The following is a 21,806-nucleotide window of genomic DNA, read 5'->3' on the forward strand; positions in this document are numbered from 1 at the left end:
TCCTTAAAGACTATAATACAGTTCGAACTCGTAAGGATGAGTCAAACTTCTTATTTTAGATATTTCTTCTTCTTTCATATCAATGTAATTGTTGATGAAATCCCTGCTAAATACATCACCTTGCAACAGGTATTCATGATCCGCTCTTAAATTAGCCATCGCATCTTCCAGAGAAGCACAAACTGTTGGTACATCAACCAGCTCTTCAGGTGGTAAATCGTACAAGTCTTTATCCATAGCCTGACCGGGATGAATTTTCTTCTGAATGCCGTCAAGGCCAGCCATCATCATGGCAGAAAAGGCAAGATATGGGTTAGCGGTAGGATCCGGGAAACGTACCTCTATACGGCGTGCTTTTGGATTATTCACGTGCGGAATACGAATTGCTGCAGAACGGTTACGTGCAGAATAAGCCAGTAATACAGGTGCTTCAAATCCAGGAACCAAACGTTTGTAGCTGTTAGTAGATGGATTGGTAAAGGCGTTTAATGAACGTGCATGCTTAATGATACCGCCTATGTAATATAAGGCTGTTTCAGACAAGCCTGCGTATTGGTCACCTGAGAATAAATTCTTTCCGTCTTTGGTCAGCGACTGATGACAGTGCATGCCACTTCCGTTATCCCCTACCAGTGGCTTAGGCATAAAAGTAGCTGTCTTGCCGTAGTTATGAGCCACGTTATGAATGACGTATTTTAAAATTTGTATCTCATCTGCTTTTTTGGTCAGCGTATTAAAGCGTGTCGCTACTTCACACTGGTTAGCAGTAGCCACTTCATGGTGATGCGCTTCAACAACTGTTCCCAGACTTTCTAAAGTCATGCAGATGGCAGAACGTATGTCATGAGAAGAATCAACTGGAGGAACCGGGAAATAACCGCCTTTTAATGGGGGACGATGACCTATATTTCCGCCTTCCATTTCCTTTCCGGAATTCCAGTGTGCTTCATCCGAGTCTATCTTGTAAAAAGCACCACTGATTCCTGTTTCCCATTGAACGTTGTCAAAGAGGAAAAATTCTGGTTCCGGGCCAAAGTTTACTTCATCAGCCAGGCCTGTAGATTTCAAATATGCTTCTGCGCGCTGAGCAACTGAGCGTGGGCAACGGTCGTATCCCATCATCGTTTGCGGGTCTACTACGTTGCAACGCAAAAATAGGGTATTATCCTGAAAGAACGGGTCAAACTTTAATGTATCCAAATCAGGCATCAATGCTAAATCTGACTGGTGGATTTTTTGCCATCCCTTGAAAGATGAGCCATCAATCATTTTACCATTCTCAATAAAATCATCATCAACAGCTGACACTGGAATGGTAATATGCTGCTCTTTACCGCGGATGTCGGTAAATCTCAGATCTATAAATTTTGCATCATGTTCCTTAATTGCCTCAAGCACTACATTTTTACTCATCTTTAGTCTCCAGGATAGTCCTCAGATAGTTTACCTTAAGTGACAGATGAATCCCAATAGATTACACTCTAGTTTTTAACTCTATTAAAATTAATATGGGCGCCTACCAATATCAAGCGCTAAAAAAAAATGGCAGTACCGATAAAGGAATTATCGAAGCAGATTCCGAACGGCATGCGCGTCAGCTATTACGAGAACAAGGACTGGTACCAACCCAGGTTCAAACCTTAACGCAGCAACGAACCGGTTCCTCTTCTAAAAGTAAAATTTCCGCAGCAGACCTGTCGCTGATGACAAGGCAATTAGCCACTCTTTTAGCCGCGGGCATCCCTGTTGAAGAATCATTACGCGGCGTCAGTGAACAAACCGAAAAAGACAAAGTCAGAGAGCTGATTATGGGAATTCGGGCCAAAGTGCTCGAAGGTTATGGACTTGCACAGGCCATGGCGCAATATCCCAATGCTTTTCCTGAGTTGTACCGCGCAACAGTAGGTGCCGGTGAGCAGACTGGTCGTCTTGATCTGGTATTGGAAAAATTGGCAGATTATACGGAAAATCAGCAACAAACCCGACAAAAAGTTCAGCAGGCACTTATCTACCCTATTTTGATGATTGTTGTATCAACAGCAATTATCAGCTTCCTGCTGACTTTCGTGGTACCTAAAATTATTGAAGTATTTACCAGCAGTGGCCAAACTCTTCCCGCAATGACAGAAATGCTGATTACCTTCAGCCATTTCATTAAGTCTTATGGGCTCTATACTGTAGCAGCCCTGATTCTGGCTATTATTGGCTTTAAGAAAAGTCTCAATAACATAAAGATTAAAACAGCCTGGCACCGTTTCATTCTTAAATTGCCCATAGTTTCCTATCTGGTCAGAACAATCAATGTTGCGCGCTATATACATACCTTTGGTATTTTGTTTGCCGCCGGTGTGAGTGTTCTTGAAACCATGCGGGTTTCTGCAAGTCTTGTCACCAATGTCGTCATGCGCCAGGCCTTTGATACAGCAACGCTCAGAGTGCGTGAAGGAAGCGGCATCAGTGAAGCCTTGAAAGAAACCCGTTATATAAGTCCTATGGCCATTCATTTAATCGCCAGTGGAGAAAAAAGTGGCCAGCTTTCCAGCATGATGGAACGGGCGGCCAGCCATTTGGATAATGAGGTGAAGCGGTTGATCGATACGTCTTTAACCCTGTTAGAACCTTTGGTTATTTTATTTATGGGAGCAGTTGTATTATTTATAGTTTTAGCTACATTATTACCTATCTTTTCTATGGAACAGTTAGTAGCGTAGGTTAGTGGGTTGATTTTAAATAGACGTAGCCTTGATGCAGCGACAGCGTAATCAAGGTGTTCATCCTGAAAGGCTAAAAGGCCATAGGAAAACCTTGATTACGCTGTCGCTGCATCAAGGCTACAGTTTTTTAAGCAATACCCCACTTTATGTTATAATTTATCATTTAGTTTTAAGAGGAATAAAGATGAATCGACAAAAGGGTTTTTCATTAATTGAAATCATGGTGGTTGTGGTTATTCTGGGGATTCTGGCTTCAATCGTGGTACCTAAAATTATGGGGCGTCCTGATGAAGCGCGTAAAGTGAAGGCGAAGCAAGATGTGCTGGCCATACAAAACGCACTTGACTTGTATAAGCTGGATAATGGTTCTTATCCAACCACCGATCAAGGTTTAATGGCTCTGGTTGAAAAACCGTCCAATAACCCCAGCCCCACCAATTGGAAGCAATACCTTAAATCAGTTCCTAAAGATCCTTGGGGAAGAGATTATCTTTATTTAAATCCAGGCCAGCATGGTGAAGTTGATGTGTTTACCCTGGGTGCTGAAGGGCAACCTGGTGGAACAGGAATCAATGCAGAAATTGGTAACTGGGATGACCACTAATCGCGGTTTTACCTTAATTGAAATTCTGATCGTCATTGTTATTATTGGCATAACCGTTGGTTTTGCCTTAATAGCTTTTGGCGATTTTGGTGAAAGCAAGCGTATATTATTTGCTGCTGATCAATTGGGAAATACCCTGAAACTGGCCCAACAGCAAGCGATACTGGAACACGGGACTTTGGGTCTTAAAATCGATAATACCAGCTACCAGATTTTAAAATTACACAATGCTTCAGAATGGAAACCTATATCGAACAAGGGTGTTTTTAAAGTGCATTATTTTCCTCACAATACAGTAATTACCTTGAAAACCAATAACAAGGCAAGTGTTGGAGCACCGTCTATAATCATAGGCTCATCCGGAGATATCACTCCCTTTACCCTGGACTTTGGAATCAACAAAGAAAATACCATCGTCACCCTTACCGGCAGCGCTAACGGTACATTAAACTTTATTACGGCAACTCCGAAATGATCAGAAAGCCCCAATCATCAGGTTTTACCCTAATCGAAGTACTTCTAGCCCTCGCTATTATTGCTATTGCATTGACTGCTCTTTTAAAAGCGACCGCACAAAATATTGAAAACACCCACAGGCTAAAAGAGAAAAATGTCAGCCATTGGATAGCCATACAAGGAGCTACCATGATCCAGTTAGGTCTGGTTCATGTCAATCACAGCCAAGAGTCGACACAAGCGACAACTATGTTGGGACAGCAGTGGTATTGGAGAGCAAAACTCAGTGCCACTCCTGTCAAAAAAATGCAGCAGATTACTATTTCAGTGAGCCCCCAACAATCTGGCCCATTCAGAGAAGAATTAATCGCCTTCAGGTATTTGCTATGAAACGAAGTATTGGCTTTACTTTAATAGAAATTTTGATTGCCTTAACTGTTTTTGCAATTCTGGCAACCATTACCTCCTCTTCGCTTTATTATGCATTTAATACCAGAACACGAGTTAATGCACAGGCCGAACAATTAAATACATTACAACTTGCCGTCAGCATCATTCAGCAGGATATATCGCAAACTGTAGATCGCGCTGTCAGAGGGAATGAAATGCGCTTATTTCCAGTGTTTGTTGGTCAATCTCAATATCTGGAATTTACTCGTGATGGCTCCATTAATCCGCAAAGTCTTGAAAAGCGCAGCACCCTGAAGAGAATTGCGCTGGTATGTGAAGAGGGTAAATTACTGCATCGCACCTGGAACAGTCTTGATCCTGCGAACAGAAATATTTATTCAGACAAGGAGTTAATCGGTAATTTAACGGAGTGTCATTTTAATTTTTTGAACCAGAACCTGGAAGTTCTTAACGAATGGCGTGAACAGGCAGTGACACAAAATCAACGTAAAGAACCCTTCCCTAAAGCCATACAAATTAATATAACCCTGAATGACTGGGGTAAAATGAATATGCTATTTATTATTCCCGAGGCTCTTTATGTTTCCAATTAAACAGCTAAAGGGCGGAGCGCTTCTTACAGCTCTTTTTATTATGACGCTGGTTGCGATTGTAGCCACAGCCATGAGTACCCGCTTGCAACTGGATATTTACCGCACTCGTCTGATTGTTATTCACGATAAATTATATCTTGCTTCTCAAGGAGTTACGTTTTGGGCATTTCATGAATTAAGTGAAAAAAGAAACGCCTTTACCAAAGTTAATGAACAAGGCATGGTGGATGTTTTTCCCAAGGATATGGAAACCATTTATCCGCAGGTCAAACTCTCGGGCGGTCTTTATGACTTACAGTCACGATTCAATTTAAATAATCTTGTGGACAGAAAATTTGCTTCTGTCTTTATTAACCTTATTGGACGAATATACTCTGGAATAACCAATGCGGAAAAAATGGATTTGGCTCAGGCGGTAAAGAACTGGATATCAAACTATGATTTGTCTCAGGGTAAAGACAGTTATACTTCTTATTATCTGGGACAAAATCCTGGTTATTACCCAAGCCATCAGCTCATGAAAAGTGGTTCGGAATTTCGCCTGATTAAAGAAGTTTCAGCCCCCATGTATCTTGCTTTTGAACCCTTTATTACAGCTTTGCCAGAAACGACTCCCATTAATATTAATACGGCTCCCAAGAAGCTTCTTATGTCGCTTGGGAATGGAATGAGTGAAGCCCAAGCCAATGAATTGATAATGGCTCGAGGTGAAAATGGCATTAAAAATATGAGAGATATAGGAGAGTTGATAAAAAAAATCGACTTGCCAAGCGACCAGATTACGATTGAAAGCCAATATTTTCTTAGTGTTGCTCATGCCTCCAGTGACGAGTTTAACCTGACGGTTTATACGCTGATGAAACGCAGCAAGGATAAGAAGGGAAAATTGACAGTGAGTGTTGTCAGGGAAAGTATTAATAGTTTTTAATTTAGCTTTTTTGTTTATGCACAAGCACGAAGGGGTCCGCTTGACAGACACAGACGCAATACGGGCTACAAAATCCCACTGAATCCTGGCAGGGCCTGTAGCCCGGTCTGCTTGCAGCCGGGAGCCAAGTGGCACCATGCCACTTTCAGGAGATCCTTCGCGCAAAAACACGCGCTCAGGACGACGTAGATCGAAGGACAACGTGGATCCGCCGTGAATGGCTAAGATCGCGCTCCATTTTTTGAGCAAAGGGAGTTACCAGAGAAATCCAGAACACTCAATTCCTTCTTAAAAATTGGACTTTTATTGATGTACATGATTAAATGCAACCCCATTTGATTTTACGAGGTTCATTTTGTGAAAAAGGTGATTGCAATCCTGTTAGTATCTTTGTGTGTTAGTACTGGATATGCCAGTAAACTTAGTAAATTTCTCAATAAAATGGATAACGATCAAAAGCAGCAGGCAGCACAACAGCGCCAACTAGAAGCACAGGAAATGCAACGAGATATGAATTTTGCTGATTTTTCCTTCAGATTACAGCAAAGATACACTGATAATCATGGTCAACGCTGCCGGGATTATGAATTCCGGGCACGATCTAATCCGTATAAACATGGTTATTTGACTGTATGTGATGAGCGATAATTTTAGCAATTATCTTGATCGCCTTTAATTGACATAATGTCATTACAAGGAGATCCTTCGCGCAAAAAGACGCGCTCAGGACGACGTGCTTTAATTAGGTAATCAGTGACTAATCATCAAAATCTTGTTTGGCTTCTAAAGTACCCATATCGCGGATCATTTTATCCGCGTCTTTTTTATCTTGTTCGCTTAATTTTCCCTCCAAAGCCTGCAGTTCTTTAGATGCTTCTTCGTTTTTATTTTGGGAAGAAATTTTCAACCAGGCATAGGCTTTCACCAAACTCTTATCAACACCTAATCCGGCCAGATACATGTAGCCCAATTTGGCTTGTCCTAATGCATTGCCCTGAGCTGCAGATTTACCAAACCAGAATGCGGCTTGTTGATAGTCTTTATCCACACCATTTCCGGTTAAAAGTAACTGCCCTATTTGTGCCTGAGCTTCTGGCTGTCCCTTTTCAGCTGCAGCCTGATACCAATATGCTGCTTTTCGTGGATCAGCATCCACTCCATATCCTTTAAGATAATAATAGGCAAGATAGGTTTGCGCGTTCACATGTCCGTGATTGGCAGCCTGAGAAAACCAGTAAAATGCGGCTTTATCATCAGCAGAAACTCCGCCTTGTTGTCCAGTGTACAATAAGGCCAGACTGTACTCACCCTTTTCATCACCCTGCTCTGCTGCTTTTTGATACCACTCCAATGCTTTGCTCGCATCCTTTGGAGTACCTTTACCCATCATGTATTGATAGCCCAGATTGACTTGTGCTTTACTGTAGCCCTGATCTGCGGCTTTTCTAAACCAGATAAAGGCATTTTCTTCACTGGCCTGCACGCCATCACCCGTAGCATACATCAGTCCTATATTACGTTGTGCAATGGGGTTCCCCATTTCGGCTGCTTTCATATACCATTTAAATGCTTCACGGAAGTCTTGGGCAACGCCTTTGCCAGAATCGTACATAAAACCCAAGCTTAACTGCGACATGGCATTCCCTTTTTCAGCAGATTTTAAATACCAGTCGTGTGCGTCTTTCAGATTTTCGGGTACACCGTATCCATATTGATACATACGTCCTAACAGATACATTGCTTCTTCATTACCGTCTTTTGCGGCCTGCATCAGATGCGGGTATGCTGTTGTGTAATCACCATTTTCGAAAGCGGCAAATCCGATTAATTCATCTGCAAAAACGGTATTTCCTGCTAATAATAAAACTCCTAAAATGAAACCGCGCATACCCACTCCAAAAGAGCTTCCTTAATTAAAGAGTAGAATATTAGAACAACAAAGCAAGTATGTGGGTGAATTTTCTTATAAAATCAAGGTGATCGCACTGACTTGGCTTGTATTGACGAGGAGACTTGCATAATGTCAGCTTGTTTCAAACAGGATGAGGTGAGTTCAATCCCGTATTACGCTTCGCTAATACGGGCTACGAATCTGAGTGAGATTAGAATGCAGCATTACCCGGATTAAATTCATGGGAATTAACTTGATGAGATTTGGTACCGGTAACTTGGCCAAAAAGTTTATTTTCCATAATTTTAGCTTGTCGTGTAAAAAACTCTACTTCTCTTAAATAAAAGCAGGTGTTGTGACTTTCGTTATTCAGTTTACCCAATGCTGAAAAGAATGTGCTCATTTCTCTTTTGGCTGAATCAGAACCATTAGATAGTTGTACTTTAACCATGATTGTATAAGATGGTTTTTTGTTATCCTCGGATGCTTCATTTCGTATAGAAGTTATGTCCAAAGATGGGTACTTGGTAGCAATGTCATCAACTCCGAAATTACTTTTTGCATCAGTAATCACTGCTGTAAATGTTTTTTTCTCATCATCTCTGTCTACATAAACACTTTTTATTCTTGTACCATCACCGCCAGTTAAAAATATTTGCATTATTATTCCTCGCTCCAATTAAAGAGCGCGAATTCTATGAATTAAATATGATCATGTCAATGAACAAAAGTACAGTAAGAAAGGAAACTTGGGGGATGAGGATATCAAAAATACTGCCGTAACTATATCCCATAGAAATCAGTCACGGCAAAAGAGATTCACGACAGGTTTTATAAGGCTTCGAATATAGCCGCAGCCCCCATACCTGTACCTATACACATGGTTACCATACCGTATCTGCCCTTAGTTCTTCTCAGTCCATGCAATAAGGTAGCTGTTCTGACAGTACCCGTGGCACCTAAAGGATGTCCTAAGGCAATAGCTCCACCTAATGGATTAATTTTATCTTTAGGTAAATCAAGATCTTTAATTACAGCCAAAGCCTGAGCAGCAAATGCTTCGTTAAGTTCTATCCAGTCCAGTTGGTCCATGGTAATTCCGGCTCGTTTTAGAGCAATGGGAATTGCCTTGATAGGACCTATACCCATGATTTCCGGCGGTACTCCGGCAACTGCAAAACTAAGTAAACGTCCCATGGGCTTTAAATTATATTTCTTTAACGCTTCTTCACTAGCGAGCAATGCAATACCTGCGCCATCACTGGTTTGCGAGCTGTTACCTGCGGTAACTGTTCCTCTGGCAGCAAAAACCGGTTTTAATCGGGAAATGGCTTCATATGAAGTATCTGCCCTTGGGCCTTCATCCATAGTCACCAGCTTTCTCTTTTCTATTACAGAGGAAGTCTGCAAATCAGCCTGTCTCACTGTAATTTCTATAGGACTTATTTCTTCTTTAAAATCACCACGCTCTTGAGCAGCAACTGCTTTTCTGTGACTCTCAATGGCAAATTCATCTTGTTGTTCACGAGTAATTTCCCATTGTTTTGCAACATTCTCAGCAGTTATACCCATTCCATAAGCAATGGCAATGTCTTCGTCATTGAAAATTACCGGGTTAGCTGTGTATTTGTTTCCACCTAAGGGAACCATGGACATGCTTTCAACACCGCCACCCAAGGCCAGATGCATATCCCCATTACGGATGGATGCGGCGGCCGTAGCAATACTCTGTACTCCTGAAGAGCAAAACCGGTTAATTGTCATAGCAGGAACAGATTGCGGTAAATCAGCCAGCAAGGAAGCAATACGTGCCACATTCATGCCCTGCTCTGCTTCGGGCATGGCGCAACCAATGACTACATCGCCAATTTCCTGCCAGTCCACAGACTGGTTCCTGTTAATTAAACAACGCATAGTATGCGCTAATAAATCGTCAGGTAAGGTATTTTTGAAAACACCTCTAGGTGCCTTGCCAACAGGGGTGCGCAACACATCTACAATATATACGTTAGTCATCACTGAATCTCCTCACTTAGTTGCGCAATGGTTTGCCAGTTTCTAACAAAGCATTGATCCTGGCCTGAGTTAATGGGGTGTCTGCCAATTTAATGAACGCTTCCCGTTCTAACTTCAATAACCATTGTTCATCGACCAATGTCCCCTGATTAAGATTACCGCCACACAATACTTTTGCTAATTCATTAGCAAGAAAATAATCATGCTTGGAAATAAATCCGCCTTCCAGCCAATTAACCAGACCAGCCTGCAGACGCGCATGCCCTTCTATACCAGCAATTTTAAAGGTTTTCTTTATAGGAGGCAGATAATTTGCTGCCTGCATCGCCTTCACTTTAGCCAGCGCCGCATACAAAACTTCATCAGCATGCATAATTACCGTATCAGTATGTTTTAAATACCCCATTTGCATTGCTTCGGTTGCACTGCCAGCAACCTGAGCCGTTGCAATCTGTTGAAAATAAGTCTGGATAAACAGCATTAAATCAGCTTGCTGTGCCTGATTTGCAGCTCGTATTGCCATTTCTTTACAACCACCACCAGCAGGGATTAAACCGACGCCAACTTCAACCAGTCCAGGATAAGATTCAAATGCAGCAACAACAGCATCACACTGCATCATCAGCTCGCAACCACCGCCTAGTGCTCTTCCTCGAAGTGCAGCAACCGTTGGAATGGAACTGTATTTCAAGCGCATGGCGACTTGTTGGAATTGGGCAATCATGCCGTCCAGTGCCTGCATTTTATCTTCTTGAATCAGTTTGGACACTTCACGTAAATCAGCGCCAGAGCTAAAATTGCCTGCGTCACTTTGATAAATGATAAGTCCCTGACATTGCTTTTCTGCAATTTCCAAAGCGGCAATCAATCCATCAAAAACCGACTGGCCTATAGTATTGGCTTTGCTCTTGAAATTGAGCATGGCAATATCATCTTTCAGATAGCTTAAGCAAACACCTTCGTTTTCGTAAATAATTTCAGTATGGAACGCTGGCTCTTTCAAAACGCGATCAGGGAAAAACTGACGCTTATACACCGCTAGCTTACTTCTGGCCTGATAAGCCTTTTTATGAGGAGAATAGGCACCCTCATCCGTGTAAAATGCTTTAATTTGTTCAAGCCATGCAGGCAGTTTCGCATCACTTAAAGCAGTATGAGCATTGATTGATTGATTAATAAAATCCACCATTTTACCCAAATCAGCCAATTGCCAAGTTTCAAATGGTCCTTGCATCCAACCGAATCCCCAGCGAATAGCCAAATCCACATCACGGACGTTATCTGCAATTTGTTCTAAATGATAAGCACAATAGTGGAAGAGATCACGGAAACAGGCGGCCAGGAATTTTGCCTGCTTATTTGAGGACTGAATCAGATTTTGCATACGAGATACTGGATCAGTATTCTTCATAATACTTTTCACTTCATCACTAACAGTGGCTTGTGATGGTCTGTATTCACCTGTTTTAATATCATAAACTTCAATGATTTTACCATTTTTCCTGTAAATACCCTGACCTGACTTTTGTCCCAGATGCCCTTCTTTTATCAAAGTAGTTAGCCATTCAGGCAAATTAAAACACTCATGCCATGGATCGTCTTTTAATTGTTCCTGCATGGTATGAATGACATGCTGCATGGTATCCAGACCAACCACATCCATAGTGCGGAATGTTGCCGATTTTGGTCTGCCTAATAGAGGCCCGGTTAAAGCATCCACTTCATCAAGCCCCATATCCATAGCCATGGTGTGATGCAATGTGGTTAATAGAGAAAATACTCCGATGCGATTGGCAATAAAATTGGGAGTATCTTTAGCACGTACAACCCCTTTACCCAAATGGCTGGTTAACCAGGTTTCCAGATTATCCAATAAATGAGGGGAAGTCGTTTTAGCAGGAATCAATTCCGCAAGATGCATATACCGTGGCGGATTAAAGAAATGCACACCACAGAAATTATGACGATGTTGCTCAGGCAATACATCACATAAAGAATTAATACTTAATCCAGAAGTATTACTTACCAAAACTGTTTTTTCAGACAAATAAGGGGAAATTTGTTTGTATAAATCTTCTTTCCAGTCCAGACGCTCTGCAATAGCCTCAATCACCAAATCACAGGAGGATAAATCAGCCAGGTTCTCTTTATAATTTCGCGCTTGCAATAACGCTGCGGATTGTGGTGTTGCAAGAGGAGCAGGTTTTAGTTTACCTAAATTGGCGATTGCTTTATCAATCAATCCATTAGCAGGGCCTTCTTTAGCAGCCAAGTCAAATAAAAGGGTTTCTATACCGGCATTAACACAATGCGCGGCAATTTGTGCACCCATAACACCTGCACCGAGAACTGCGACTTTCTTTATGAAAAAAGGTTCCTGCATCATTTTTCCCTCTTGTTGGTGTTGAACATAAACGATTTAGCGTACCCAGCGAATTTGTACGCCCCTAATTGTCATTCAGAACGTACAGCGAAGGCTCTGTAAATCAGTTACAAGAATCCTTCGCTGTATTCGAGATGACAAATTATGAATGTTTCTACTGCCGGCTTAAGACAAATTAAATCGTATGCCTTGAGCCAAAGGCAATTCATCGCCCCAGTTAATGGTGTTGGTTTGCCGACGCATGTATGCCTTCCAGGAATCAGAACCAGACTCTCGTCCGCCACCCGTTTCCTTTTCGCCACCAAATGCCCCGCCTATTTCAGCACCTGAAGTACCTATGTTGATGTTAGCTATACCACAGTCGCTTCCACAAGCGCTTAAGAAACGCTCAGCACTTTTCAAATTTTGAGTAAACAGTGCGGAAGACAGACCTTGAGGCACACCATTCTGAAGTTCAATTGCTTCGTCCAGAGTAGTATAGGTCATGACATACAGTATAGGAGCAAAAGTTTCTTCCTGAACAATATCCCAATGGTTTTTAACGTCACAAACCAGAGTGGGTTGAACAAAAGAACCCTCACCTTTTATGACATCGCCGCCAAATACGATTTGACCACCCGCTTCTTTAATACGAACGACAGCTTTTTTAAACTGTTCAACAGCAGCATCGTCAATTAAAGGACCCATCAAATTACGGCTGTCCAAAGGATCGCCAATGGTAACTTGCTCATAGGCATGTTGCAGTCTTTTAACTACATCTTTGTATTTAGACTCATGTACGAATAATCGGCGTGTTGTCGTACAACGTTGGCCAGCGGTACCAACTGCACCAAAAACGATTCCGGGAATTGCCAGATGAAGGTCAGCAGATTCATCTAAGATAATCGCATTGTTCCCACCAAGTTCCAGAATGGTTTTACCAAGTCGTGCTGCAACCTGCGCCGCAACCTTTTTCCCAACAGCTGTTGAACCGGTAAAGGAAATTAAAGGGATGCGCGCATCGTTAACCATGGCTTCAACCACATCATGAGAATCAGGAATAAACAGGCTGAAAATCTCAGGGCAATCATTTGCCTTAAGCACCTGATTACAAATGTGTTGTACGGCTACAGCACAAAGAGGTGTCTTGGCAGATGGTTTCCAAATAGTAACGTTTCCACAAATAGCGGCTAAAAAAGCATTCCATGCCCATACAGCTACTGGAAAGTTGAAAGCCGAAATAACACCAATAATTCCATAAGGATGCCATTGCTCATACATTCTATGATTAGGGCGTTCCGAATGCATGGAATTACCATAAAGCATACGTGACTGACCTACCGCAAAATCGGCAATATCAATCATTTCCTGCACTTCACCATCACCTTCCTGTTTGGATTTCCCCATTTCCATTGAAACAAGGCTGCCCAAACTGTCTTTCTGTTCCCTTAATGCCTGACCAATCTGACGGATAATCTCTCCGCGTTTGGGAGCTGGAACCTTCTTCCAGGCTTGTGCCGCCTGCTCTGCACGACTCATGATATTCTGATAATCATTCATAGTACAGGTCGCAACTTCCGCCAGTTTGTCTCCATTAGCAGGACAAAAAGACTCTAGACGATGTGTATAAAGTTCACTTTGCCAGCCCTGACCGCTAAAAGCACCAGGATTAACTGACTGAATATTGAGTCGATTTAATAATTCCATCAGTAACTCCTATGCGTAATAACGTCCAAAGCGATTTTCCAGAACCTGTGACAGTTGGAATTTTTCCTGCAGTACAAGGCCTTTGTATTCATTCGCCTGTCCCAAGACCAGATCAACAACAGCGCAGACGCCTGATGCAGTGCTGACCTGGATAGCAGACCATTCCAGACCACGGATTACTTCAGGGTATATTTTTTTCACATAACTCTTTTCTGTGAGAACGCCTTGCTTAATCCCTTCAATAGTTACATAAACGATAACAATATCCTGATACGTTTTAGGAATAGCATTTTCAAGAATACGCTTTAAAGTGCCGCGGTCTTCATTGAGTCGTAAATCATTCATCAATAAACGCATTTTTTCGCAGTGACCAGGATAACGCATGGTTTTATAATTCATGGACTGTACTTTGCCAGAATAAAGTTCACCAAGACTTCCCAAACCGCCAGAAGTGTTAAACGCTTCGTATTCACAGCCATCTATTTGAATGGATTCCAAACCTTCAAGCGGAGCCATGACAACAGCTTTGCCCCCTTCAATTCCATAACAAGGATTACCGTATTCGTTGATTACGCCATCAGTAGACCAGGTTAATGAATAATGAAGCGCGTTACTAGCTCTTTGTGGCAGCGCGCCAACACGTAATTTGGCATGATGGCATTGCTCAAATTCCTGCATCAGGCTGTTAGCAGCAATACTGATAAAGCCAGGAGCCAATCCGCATTGTGGAACAAAAGCAGTTTCTGCGTGCGCTGCAATTTCTTTAACCGCATCAGTAACAGAAGTATCTTCAGTCAAATCGAAATAATGCGCCCTGGCGGCTTTGGCAGCCTGAGCAACATGAGTGTTCAGAAAATATGGAAGACTGGAAATAACCGCTACTATATTGTGTTTTTCCAGATATGATTGAGTGGATTGTTCGTCTTTAACATCCAATGCAACCGTTTTAATTTCAGGCAATGCAGCTAATAGTCGTGTCACATCAGCGCCATTAAACTCCACATCTGCCAAATGAACCTGATAGGAACCACTTTCTGCCAATAAACATGCAATCAAGCTACCTATCTTCCCAGCACCAGTAATCATTACATTGTACATACAATCAATCCCTCTCCGTTGTAAAACCAGATTATCCTACACAAAATATTGCTGATTGAATAGCTGGTATGAAGAAAAACGCCATGATAAGATTAAATATTTCACGGTAATTATAAAAATAAACCACCGCACTTGACCTCTAACTCGTAGTCATTTATCTTAACACTTTAATCTATATTGATTAGTCGATGAAGCCTGCATACTTAGTCAACCCTGCCCTGTTAAATACCTCTGCCAGATCAGGCTATTTCATTTATATTTTCATGTTTTTATCCGGCTTGACAGGAACTCTTGGTTTTGCCCCGTTTCATATGCCTGGCTTGACTATTATAAGCCTCGCGCTGTTATTTTCTGTTTTGATGAACGCATCATTGCGTCAGGCTTTTTATCTTGGCTTTACTTACGGTTTAGGCTATTTCGGCTTTGGCGTATCCTGGGTTATTATCAGTATCCATGATTATGGCCAATTAAATTATTTTCTCGCGGGAATAGCCACCTTGGCATTCATTTTTTATCTTGCCTTATTCCCTGCTCTTTTATCCTGGTCTTTCAAGCGATTATCAGTTGATTGCAACAGATTATTCACTGTTCTTCTGTTTGGTTCCTTGTGGTGCCTGAGCGAATACATTCGCTCATTTTTATTTACCGGTTTTCCCTGGCTATTGATTGGTACATCACAAATAGATACGCCACTAAAATACCTAGCTCCGATTGTTGGGAATTATGGGCTGAGTTTATTATGTGCCATGCTGGCTGCTTTACTGGCTTTGGCAGTCAGAGAGCAAGCACTCAGGCGGATTTATTTTCTTGGTGCTTTTGTCCTTATCATGCTCCTCCCAACAGCCGGCAAATACGTTCACTGGACTAAAGTAAGTCCTGAACCTGTATCATTAGGCGTTATTCAAGGTAATCTTTCCATGCGTGACAAATGGGATGAATCATTGTTCTGGAAGCTGTTAAAATATTATGAAATCAATACTAAAAAGTTGCTCGGCAAACAATTAATCATCTTACCTGAATCTGCAATTCCTTTGCCGGCTAATTACCTTGAAGAATATCTGGACAATTTAAATCAGCATGCCCGACAGGCCAAAAGTTCTCTTATACTGGGTATATTGCAGCCCACCAATGAGAGTGAAACCACTTATTACAATTCCATCATCAGCCTGGGTTTGGCGGCAGGAGAACATGTAAAACGTCGTCTGGTTCCTTTTGGTGAATACATACCTCAACCTTTCGTTGCGATAAACCGCTGGATGAATTTGCCTGAGCCTAATATTTTGCCCGGTAAAGCTGATCAGGAATTAATGACCATTGATAATCACCCTATTGCCAGCCTCATCTGTTATGAAATAGCTTACCCTAATCTGGTACGATTACAGATGCCTGCAGCTCAATGGATAGTATCTATAAGTGATAATGGCTGGTTTGGCCGTTCGCTGGCGAGTTATCAGCAACTGCAAATGGCGCAAATGGTTTCCTTACTGACTGGAAGGTATCAGGTCGTGGCAAATAATGACGGCTTGTCTTCGGTAATCAATGAGCATGGAGAGATTATTGATAGCCTGCCGCCATTTAGTGCGGGAATCCTGGAAAGTAAAATATATCCGGCAGAAGGCACAACACCCTGGGTATACTGGAGTGAATATCCAACTATGATTTTTTGCCTGTTGATAGTGTTTGGTATTCTCATGTTGCGAAGTTCGAAACCCAAACACCCCACGGATTTGTAGCCCAGTCTGCTTGCAGTCGGGATCAAATTGGCACCATACCACTTTTTAGGAGATCATAGATCGTAGAGTCAGGTTGTAGCCCGTATTAGGCGCCAGCCGTAATACGGGAATGAATTCACTGCCACTTCGAACCCGTATTACGGCTGGCGCCTAATACGGGCTACAAACCGGTGAAAACCTGTTTTATGTCCCGGTTGCAAGCAACCGGGCTACGATGAGATTGTGCCAGTTTGATTTAAAACAACACAAAATAATAGCCTTTTTATCCTGAAAATCCAGAAATGTCGGTAGAACCTATTGCTGGCGACGACAAGAGGGGGTATCCTAAGCGCTTTACAGTCACTAAAAAAAATAGCCTATGGATAACACCTATAATCCCAAAGATGTTGAAGAACAAGCTCAACAATATTGGCATAAAAAACAATCGTTTAATGTTACTGAAGATTTAAACAAAGAGAAATTTTATTGCCTGTCCATGTTCCCTTACCCAAGTGGAACCTTGCACATGGGTCATGTTCGAAATTACACCCTGGGTGATGTAATAGCGCGTTATCAACGTTCCTTAGGCAAGAACGTATTACAGCCTATAGGCTGGGATGCTTTCGGTTTACCTGCTGAAAATGCAGCAATAAAAAATGGAATCCCCCCTGCTGAGTGGACCAAAAAAAATATTGCAGCGATGAAAGAGCAATTTTTACGTTTGGGTAATGCTTATGACTGGAAACGTGAAATAACAACCTGTGATCCGGAATATTATCGCTGGGAACAATGGTTTTTTATCCGCCTGTTTGAAAAAGGCATGGTTTACAAGAAAAATGCGGTGGTTAACTGGGATCCTGTTGATCAGACAGTGCTCGCGAATGAACAGGTCGTTGATGGTCGTGGCTGGCGTTCAGGCGCTTTGGTTGAACGAAAAGAAATTTCCCAATGGTTTATCAAAATTACCTCGTATGCAGATGAATTACTCAACTCATTAGATACTCTTGATGAGTGGCCTGCTCAAGTCAAGCTGATGCAGCGAAACTGGATAGGACGCTCTATTGGTACTGAAGTCTTTTTCAATGTACCCAATTATTCCAAACGCTTAAAAATTTATACTACGCGCCCTGACACCTTAATGGGGGCAACCTATCTTGCTGTAGCCACAGATCACCCTTTGGCTAAAGAAGCCGCGTTACATAATAAAGAAGTAAAAGAGTTTCTCGATAGTTGCCAGGGAACAAAAATGGCTGAAGCTGAACTCGCGACCATGGAAAAGCGTGGTATCGATACAGGCATGAAAGCAATTCATCCTATTACTGGTGAGGAACTTCCTGTATGGGCGGCTAATTTCGTTTTAATGCAATACGGTTCTGGTGCAGTTATGTCAGTACCCGCTCACGATCAGCGTGATTGGGAATTTGCACAAAAGTATCATTTACCTGTCAAAGAAGTGATCAAGCCTGAAGGTAAGGAACATGATTTAAGCCAATCTGCCTATACAGGTGAAGGTGTGCTGATTAACTCAGGCCAATTCGACACATTGCATTCCAGCAAGGCTGTTGAAGCCATAACTCATTTTCTTGAAGAGCGTGACGCAGGTAAGGCGACTATTAATTATCGCTTACGCGACTGGGGAGTATCTCGACAACGCTATTGGGGAACACCAATACCAATGATTCTTTGTGAAGACTGTGGTGTTGTTCCAGTTCCCGAGGAAGAACTGCCTGTTACTTTACCAGAAAATGTAAATTTCACAGGTTCTGGCTCACCGCTCGCCCAATGCAGCGAGTTTGTGAATGTTTCATGTCCCAAATGTGGTCAGGATGCAACTCGCGAAACAGATACCTTTGATACCTTTATCGAATCATCCTGGTATTATGCCCGTTTTGCCTGCAAAGGACAGGAAAATGCCATGCTTGATGACCGCGCCAAGTATTGGACGCCAGTAGATCAATACATTGGTGGAATCGAACATGCGGTAATGCATTTGCTTTATGCACGCTTCTTCCATAAATTGATGCGTGATGAAGGCCTGGTTAATTCTGACGAACCGTTCAAAGCCCTTCTGACACAGGGAATGGTACTGAAAGATGGCCATAAAATGTCAAAATCTGTAGGAAATGTTGTTGATCCTAACCATCTTATAGACACTTATGGCGCAGACACTGCTCGTTTATTCGTGATGTTTGCAGCACCGCCCGAGCAATCATTGGAATGGTCTGATACCGCCGTTGAGGGCGCTCATCGCTTCCTCAAGCGTGTATGGGCATTCACTCATCAGCATCTCGAACTGCTCATTGATATCAATGATATGATTTTAAGTGGTAATGCTTCTATTGATTGGCAACAGACTGAAAGCAGGCTGAAAAAGTCCCGCCATGTCGTCCACCAGATCCTGGCACAGGCATCTCATGATTATGAAAGAAATCAGTTTAATACTGTTGTTTCCGGGGCAATGAAATTATTCAATGAGATATCAGGTTATACAATAGAAACTGAAGATGACAAATTCTTCATCCATTCAAGCATGAGTATTCTTCTTCGCTTGCTGGCGCCTATCACGCCTCATATTTGCCATTATTTGTGGCAGCAATCAGGATTTGAAAAAGCGATTATTGATGCACCTTGGCCGAAAGTGGATAAAGGTGCATTAAAGACAGATGAAGTTGACTTTGTTGTTCAGGTTAATGGCAAACTCCGAGCGCAATTTACAGCCAGTGTTGACGCCTCTGAAGATGAACTCATAGCAATGTCTCAAGAACATGCCAAGGATTTTCTCGTTGGTTTATCAATTAAAAAGGCTATTGTAGTTGCCCACCGCCAATTGATTAATCTGGTTGCGGGTTAGGGTCTGTTTCCCGCATGACGCTGACGCGAATGCGGGCTACATTTAATGGGTGCCAAATTATGAATCGTCAGCATTCCTTTATGCATTATAAACTCTTAGCCCTTTTATTACCTTTATTGTTAACTGCATGTGGCTTTCATTTGCGTGGCATCAATGATTTACCCGAATGGCTTGATAATGTCGCAATCATCTCAAAGGATGATTCCAATAAGGAACTCGTAAGCAAATTAAAATCCTTACTTGAAGGTTATAAGATTGATGTAAATCCCGATCCCGCACGTGCCCAGTATTGGCTAATCATTCACGACTCAAGCGTGCGGCAACAAATCATCAGCATTGGTGCGAGTACGAATCCACGTCAATACCAGTTAATTATGGTGACTCAATTCTCTCTGCAAACACCAAAAGGGCAAGTGCTAAAACCACCTCGAAGAGTGTCGGTCAGTCGTCAATTGACAGTAAACAATGATAGAATTCTTGGTTCGAATAATGAAGAGAATATTTTAATCGGTGAAATGCGTCAGGATACAGTTATCCAAATCGTGAACAGACTGAATCGTCCCTGAATGAGGGAGAAAAAGGCAGATCATGCAAATTAAACATCAGGCATTGGCACAGCATATTCAAAGAAAATCATATCCGCTTTATGTTTTAATTGGGCAGGATAATTATCTTATTGAAGATTCTTTAAATATAATCAAATCTTCGCTCAAGAGTTCTCGTGATTGTGATGAAAAAGTGATATCGCTGCAATCTGCTGAAGATTGGAATGCCATTACGGATGAGGCAAACAGCTATTCCCTCTTTTCTGAAACAGTGTTGTTGAATACGATTTATGACAAGAAAACCCTGGATGCGACTGGAAAGAAGGTATTGTCAGAATATCTTAAAGCAGTAAATTCTCGTTGTTGTATTATTCTCCGGGCACCGAATATTCCAGCCAAGCAATTGATGTGGCTAGCTCATCATGAAGAGGTATTGCTCGTTGTTGCCTACCCACTAAATGCTGATGCTATGAAAAGCTGGATATCCGGTCAGTTTAAAAAGAATCAGCTAAATGCTCAGCCGCAGATAACAGATCTTATTTATCAATACACCCAAGGTAATATGTTGGCGTGTGCACAGGTAATAGAAAAGATAGCTTTAAGTAACCCTCCGCAGAGCCAAATTAATACGCAGCAAGCCATGGAACACCTGTCTGACCAGTGTGACCATTCTCTTTTTGAATTGGCAAATGCCTGTTTACTCAATCAGCCAGACAAAGCCATTCAAATACTGAGACAAGCGGTGAACAATAAGACGGAACCAACTCTTGCTTTATGGATGCTGACTCAAGAAGCCAGAACTCTGTTACAGTTGTCGTATCTGATACAACAAAATGTTGATATTAAAACGGCCAGTAGCCAATTAAAGATATGGCCTCAGCGTCTCAATCTGTATCAAGCATCTGTGAGACGTTTAAATAGCGCCGTGTTACAAGAAATACTCCTTTATTGCCAAATCGTTGATCAACAAATTAAATCCAGTTTAAATGGACAAATGTGGCATGCACTGGAAAAAATAGCTTTGTCATTGTGTCTTGGCAGTTATTTGGGGGAGCCATGCGCCGATTAGCCTTTTTTGGCGGAACCTTTAATCCAGTACACAATGGCCATATTGAGACGTGCAAAGCCATTCAATCGTGCTTTAATTTTGATGAGCTATCGTTTATTCCCTGCAAATCGCCTGTGTTAAAAGAAGAGCCTGTCGTAACACCAGAACAACGTGTTGCGATGCTGGAGCTTGCTATAAAGGGAAACCCTTCGTTTTCCATCGATTTGCGTGAAATAGAGAGGGACACTCCTTCTTATATGTCTGAAACTCTCGAAAGCCTGCGTGCGGAACATCAAGAGGATTCTCTTACTCTGATTATGGGATATGATGCATTTCTCTCTTTGCCCTATTGGCATAATTGGAAAAAGATCCTCACTCTGGCCAATTTATTAGTAATCAATCGTGATGAGTATGCTGAGTCTCCTGTTCCCGTAGCTGTTAAAGAACTATTGGAACGATGCCAGGTTACAGATAAAGAACGATTATTACGCAGCAAAGCAAATGCAATTTATTTTTTTGATGCCGGGAATTATGAAATATCGTCTACAAGGATTCGTAACGAATTGCAGCAAGGTACGCTAACTGATGGGAATATACCCCACGAGGTGTATGAATATATTAAAGCGCAACGCTTGTATCAATAGCTCGTCATGCATCTACCCTCAGAAGATTATGCTCACTGCAATCCTCAGAAAATTATGCTCACTGCAATTAAGTTAATATGACTATGGAATTCCGCCGTTCAGCGGCTTGTCCGCGGAATCCAGAGATCTCGCTCCGAACATAGTTTCCTGGATCCCGCGGACAAGCCGCGGGACGGCGGAGTATCGAAATGGCTACGAGGGTTATGCCTTTCCCGGATTCACGTCG

Annotated in this window: 19 protein-coding genes; 12 read left to right on the top strand and 7 right to left on the bottom strand. The window is 42.1% G+C overall.

Annotated elements, in window-relative coordinates; translation table 11 throughout:
* Positions 1-3: 3 nt before the first annotated feature.
* On the bottom strand, positions 4-1,413 hold the full coding sequence (gene glnA, locus B094_RS0105870; RefSeq protein WP_018576874.1) for a type I glutamate--ammonia ligase: 1,410 nt from the start codon (positions 1,411-1,413) through the stop codon (positions 4-6).
* Between the two features lie 95 nt (positions 1,414-1,508).
* Between glnA and lspF the strand changes: the two genes are divergently transcribed.
* From lspF to B094_RS0105905, 7 genes are all read left to right on the top strand, one after another.
* The gene (gene lspF / locus B094_RS0105875; RefSeq protein WP_018576875.1) at positions 1,509-2,711 is read left to right on the top strand and encodes a GspF family T2SS innner membrane protein variant LspF; all 1,203 of its coding nucleotides are present in this window, start codon (positions 1,509-1,511) and stop codon (positions 2,709-2,711) included.
* A gap of 187 nt (positions 2,712-2,898) precedes the next feature.
* Positions 2,899-3,318, top strand: a complete 420-nt coding sequence (lspG, locus tag B094_RS0105880; RefSeq protein ID WP_026253904.1) for a GspG family T2SS major pseudopilin variant LspG — start codon at positions 2,899-2,901, stop codon at positions 3,316-3,318.
* Positions 3,308-3,793 (top strand): GspH family T2SS minor pseudopilin variant LspH, encoded by a 486-nt coding sequence (gene lspH / locus B094_RS0105885; RefSeq protein ID WP_018576877.1) that lies wholly within the window; start codon positions 3,308-3,310, stop codon positions 3,791-3,793. Before lspG ends, lspH begins: the two co-directional genes overlap by 11 nt.
* The gene (gene lspI, locus B094_RS0105890; protein WP_018576878.1) at positions 3,790-4,164 is read left to right on the top strand and encodes a GspI family T2SS minor pseudopilin variant LspI; all 375 of its coding nucleotides are present in this window, start codon (positions 3,790-3,792) and stop codon (positions 4,162-4,164) included. The genes lspH and lspI overlap by 4 nt, the downstream gene beginning before the upstream one ends.
* Positions 4,161-4,778: a GspJ family T2SS minor pseudopilin variant LspJ gene (gene lspJ, locus B094_RS0105895; protein WP_018576879.1), complete on the top strand. Its 618-nt coding sequence runs from the start codon at positions 4,161-4,163 to the stop codon at positions 4,776-4,778. Before lspI ends, lspJ begins: the two co-directional genes overlap by 4 nt.
* Positions 4,765-5,706: a type II secretion system minor pseudopilin GspK gene (gene gspK / locus B094_RS0105900; protein WP_018576880.1), complete on the top strand. Its 942-nt coding sequence runs from the start codon at positions 4,765-4,767 to the stop codon at positions 5,704-5,706. Before lspJ ends, gspK begins: the two co-directional genes overlap by 14 nt.
* A gap of 357 nt (positions 5,707-6,063) precedes the next feature.
* Positions 6,064-6,354: a hypothetical protein gene (locus B094_RS0105905; protein ID WP_018576881.1), complete on the top strand. Its 291-nt coding sequence runs from the start codon at positions 6,064-6,066 to the stop codon at positions 6,352-6,354.
* A gap of 109 nt (positions 6,355-6,463) precedes the next feature.
* Here the strand turns inward: B094_RS0105905 and B094_RS0105910 are convergent, their stop codons facing one another.
* The 6 genes from B094_RS0105910 to B094_RS0105935 form a co-directional block, all read right to left on the bottom strand.
* On the bottom strand, positions 6,464-7,594 hold the full coding sequence (locus B094_RS0105910; protein ID WP_018576882.1) for a tetratricopeptide repeat protein: 1,131 nt from the start codon (positions 7,592-7,594) through the stop codon (positions 6,464-6,466).
* 214 nt (positions 7,595-7,808) lie between these two features.
* Complete coding sequence (locus tag B094_RS0105915) at positions 7,809-8,258, bottom strand: hypothetical protein (RefSeq protein WP_018576883.1); 450 nt, start codon at positions 8,256-8,258, stop codon at positions 7,809-7,811.
* Between the two features lie 170 nt (positions 8,259-8,428).
* The gene (locus B094_RS0105920) at positions 8,429-9,613 is read right to left on the bottom strand and encodes an acetyl-CoA C-acyltransferase (RefSeq protein ID WP_018576884.1); all 1,185 of its coding nucleotides are present in this window, start codon (positions 9,611-9,613) and stop codon (positions 8,429-8,431) included.
* A 16-nt stretch (positions 9,614-9,629) separates the two neighbouring features.
* Positions 9,630-11,996: a 3-hydroxyacyl-CoA dehydrogenase NAD-binding domain-containing protein gene (locus tag B094_RS0105925; protein WP_026253905.1), complete on the bottom strand. Its 2,367-nt coding sequence runs from the start codon at positions 11,994-11,996 to the stop codon at positions 9,630-9,632.
* Positions 11,997-12,161: 165 nt separating this feature from the next.
* Positions 12,162-13,682, bottom strand: a complete 1,521-nt coding sequence (amaB, locus tag B094_RS0105930) for an L-piperidine-6-carboxylate dehydrogenase (protein ID WP_018576886.1) — start codon at positions 13,680-13,682, stop codon at positions 12,162-12,164.
* A gap of 9 nt (positions 13,683-13,691) precedes the next feature.
* Entirely contained in the window at positions 13,692-14,780 is a 1,089-nt protein-coding gene (locus B094_RS0105935; protein ID WP_018576887.1) for a saccharopine dehydrogenase family protein, read from the bottom strand.
* Between the two features lie 188 nt (positions 14,781-14,968).
* Here B094_RS0105935 and lnt point away from each other — a divergent pair, with 188 nt between their 5' ends.
* From lnt to nadD, 5 genes are all read left to right on the top strand, one after another.
* On the top strand, positions 14,969-16,513 hold the full coding sequence (lnt, locus tag B094_RS0105940) for an apolipoprotein N-acyltransferase (RefSeq protein WP_018576888.1): 1,545 nt from the start codon (positions 14,969-14,971) through the stop codon (positions 16,511-16,513).
* A gap of 358 nt (positions 16,514-16,871) precedes the next feature.
* On the top strand, positions 16,872-19,343 hold the full coding sequence (gene leuS / locus B094_RS0105945; RefSeq protein WP_018576889.1) for a leucine--tRNA ligase: 2,472 nt from the start codon (positions 16,872-16,874) through the stop codon (positions 19,341-19,343).
* 80 nt (positions 19,344-19,423) lie between these two features.
* On the top strand, positions 19,424-19,909 hold the full coding sequence (locus B094_RS0105950) for an LPS-assembly lipoprotein LptE (RefSeq protein ID WP_237762288.1): 486 nt from the start codon (positions 19,424-19,426) through the stop codon (positions 19,907-19,909).
* A gap of 22 nt (positions 19,910-19,931) precedes the next feature.
* Positions 19,932-20,957 carry a DNA polymerase III subunit delta gene (gene holA / locus B094_RS0105955; protein ID WP_018576891.1) on the top strand — a complete coding sequence of 342 codons (1,026 nt, stop codon included), beginning with the start codon at positions 19,932-19,934 and terminating at the stop codon, positions 20,955-20,957.
* Positions 20,945-21,580: a nicotinate-nucleotide adenylyltransferase gene (gene nadD / locus B094_RS0105960; protein WP_018576892.1), complete on the top strand. Its 636-nt coding sequence runs from the start codon at positions 20,945-20,947 to the stop codon at positions 21,578-21,580. The genes holA and nadD overlap by 13 nt, the downstream gene beginning before the upstream one ends.
* Positions 21,581-21,806 lie beyond the last annotated feature (226 nt).

Source organism: Legionella shakespearei DSM 23087, assembly GCF_000373765.1.
GTDB classification, from domain to species: domain Bacteria; phylum Pseudomonadota; class Gammaproteobacteria; order Legionellales; family Legionellaceae; genus Legionella; species Legionella shakespearei.

Coding starts and splice junctions, on each gene's coding strand:
- lspH (WP_018576877.1), top strand. CDS start 3,308: ATGACCACTAATCGCGGTTTTACCTTAATTGAAATTCTGATCGTCATT.
- gspK (WP_018576880.1), top strand. CDS start 4,765: ATGTTTCCAATTAAACAGCTAAAGGGCGGAGCGCTTCTTACAGCTCTT.
- lspF (WP_018576875.1), top strand. CDS start 1,509: ATGGGCGCCTACCAATATCAAGCGCTAAAAAAAAATGGCAGTACCGAT.
- amaB (WP_018576886.1), bottom strand. CDS start 13,682: ATGGAATTATTAAATCGACTCAATATTCAGTCAGTTAATCCTGGTGCT.
- lspI (WP_018576878.1), top strand. CDS start 3,790: ATGATCAGAAAGCCCCAATCATCAGGTTTTACCCTAATCGAAGTACTT.
- B094_RS0105925 (WP_026253905.1), bottom strand. CDS start 11,996: ATGCAGGAACCTTTTTTCATAAAGAAAGTCGCAGTTCTCGGTGCAGGT.
- B094_RS0105915 (WP_018576883.1), bottom strand. CDS start 8,258: ATGCAAATATTTTTAACTGGCGGTGATGGTACAAGAATAAAAAGTGTT.
- B094_RS0105935 (WP_018576887.1), bottom strand. CDS start 14,780: ATGTACAATGTAATGATTACTGGTGCTGGGAAGATAGGTAGCTTGATT.
- glnA (WP_018576874.1), bottom strand. CDS start 1,413: ATGAGTAAAAATGTAGTGCTTGAGGCAATTAAGGAACATGATGCAAAA.
- B094_RS0105950 (WP_237762288.1), top strand. CDS start 19,424: ATGCATTATAAACTCTTAGCCCTTTTATTACCTTTATTGTTAACTGCA.
- lnt (WP_018576888.1), top strand. CDS start 14,969: ATGAAGCCTGCATACTTAGTCAACCCTGCCCTGTTAAATACCTCTGCC.
- lspJ (WP_018576879.1), top strand. CDS start 4,161: ATGAAACGAAGTATTGGCTTTACTTTAATAGAAATTTTGATTGCCTTA.
- B094_RS0105920 (WP_018576884.1), bottom strand. CDS start 9,613: ATGACTAACGTATATATTGTAGATGTGTTGCGCACCCCTGTTGGCAAG.
- B094_RS0105910 (WP_018576882.1), bottom strand. CDS start 7,594: ATGCGCGGTTTCATTTTAGGAGTTTTATTATTAGCAGGAAATACCGTT.
- holA (WP_018576891.1), top strand. CDS start 19,932: ATGCAAATTAAACATCAGGCATTGGCACAGCATATTCAAAGAAAATCA.
- lspG (WP_026253904.1), top strand. CDS start 2,899: ATGAATCGACAAAAGGGTTTTTCATTAATTGAAATCATGGTGGTTGTG.
- leuS (WP_018576889.1), top strand. CDS start 16,872: ATGGATAACACCTATAATCCCAAAGATGTTGAAGAACAAGCTCAACAA.
- nadD (WP_018576892.1), top strand. CDS start 20,945: ATGCGCCGATTAGCCTTTTTTGGCGGAACCTTTAATCCAGTACACAAT.